The organism is Candidatus Poribacteria bacterium (assembly GCA_021295755.1).
In the GTDB taxonomy this organism is placed as follows: Bacteria; Poribacteria; WGA-4E; order WGA-4E; family PCPOR2b; genus PCPOR2b.
The window spans coordinates 6,433-6,834 of sequence record JAGWBT010000062.1; the positions used below are offsets into that span (position 1 = coordinate 6,433).

Sequence of the window (402 nt, forward strand, 5' to 3'; positions counted from 1 at the left end):
ATAGGGCGTATGGTTTAGATCTCATCGGCACAAAAGGACGGATCGCGCTGCGTCGAAGCGTTGCTACGGTGATGTTCATACACCGCGGCGAATTTATGACACCTGTGGAGGGGCATCAATGGCAGCCGGTTTCGCTGCCCGATGAGGATCGTATTACGGGTCAGCATCTAGGAACCCGAGACATTAATCAGGTGCTTCAATCTCGCCTTATCCAGTCGTTGCTTGAACCTGATGCCCCGGATGCAGATCCGATTTCGTCAGGTCGAGAGGGGCGTGCGTCGTTGGAGATGATTCATGGCTCATGGGAGTCTCACCGACGCGGTGGACGCGTCCCGTTTCCACTCAAGGACCGTAGCCATCCCCTGCAACGTTGGCGGGAGGAGGCGAGTTAGGGGGTAAGTC

1 protein-coding gene is annotated in these 402 nt (G+C 56.5%); it reads left to right on the forward strand.

Annotation, left to right across the window (positions count from 1 at the left end; all coding sequences use genetic code 11):
- The coding region (locus J4G02_10585; GenBank protein MCE2395021.1) for a hypothetical protein at positions 1–392 on the forward strand (392 nt) is incomplete at its 5' end.
- Between the last annotated feature and the right edge of the window lie 10 nt (positions 393–402).